This window comes from Nesterenkonia sphaerica (assembly GCF_005771565.1).
GTDB classification, from domain to species: domain Bacteria; phylum Actinomycetota; class Actinomycetes; order Actinomycetales; family Micrococcaceae; genus Nesterenkonia; species Nesterenkonia sphaerica.
In genome coordinates, this window is record NZ_VAWA01000058.1 from 1 (window position 1) to 778 (window position 778).

Below are 778 nucleotides of genomic sequence, written 5' to 3' on the forward strand. Positions count from 1 at the left end.
TGGTCATCGAAGACCTGGTCGCCCAGCCCATGATCCTGCGACTGTAGGCATCGATCACAAAGGCGGTGTAGACGAATCCCGCTGATGTTCTGACGTAGGTGATGTCGGCTACCCAAAGCCGCCCCGGGGCAGGCGCTTTGAAGTTGCGTTCTACCAGGTCAGGACGATGATCCGGGACCGGGACGGGCACCGTGGTGCGAGGCTTGCGGCCCCGCACGGCTCCGGTGATCCCGGCTTTGCGCATCAGTCGGTAGGTCTGGTCCCGGCCGATGTCCCAGCCTTCTCGGCCCATGGCGTGCCACATCTTCCGCACCCCATAGACACTGTAATTCGCTGAGTAGATGCGCTGGATCTCAGGGATCAGCATGTCGTCTTTGAGATCCCTGGCTGAACGGACCCTGGTCTTGGCAGCCCGGTAGCCGCGAGAGGTGATGAACCCACCTTCTGCTTNTGATGCAGACTTCAGAATCTCGTTGGCGCGCTTGAGTTCTCGAACCTCCCGGCGCAGCCGCGTCAGTTCAGTGAGCTCATCACTGGTGGCGCCAGACTCTTCACCAGCATCCCTGCGGGCCTGCTTCGCCCAGTTGTTCAACGTATGCGGCGAGACACCAAGCTTCTCACCGACTGCAGCGGCCGCGCTCCAGCGTGATGACTCCTCAATGCGGCGATGGTCCTCCATCATCCGCAGAGCACGCTGCTTAAATTCCGGGGAATACCCCGTCCTAGGGCTGGTCATGTTCCAATCCTCCTGAATCAAGTAGGTGACGTGTCCTGGGTT

General features: G+C 60.5%; 1 protein-coding gene. It reads right to left on the reverse strand.

Annotated elements, in window-relative coordinates; all coding sequences use genetic code 11:
• On the reverse strand, positions 1–736 hold a 736-nt coding region (locus FEF27_RS13080; RefSeq protein ID WP_138171318.1), incomplete at its 3' end, for an IS3 family transposase.
• Between the last annotated feature and the right edge of the window lie 42 nt (positions 737–778).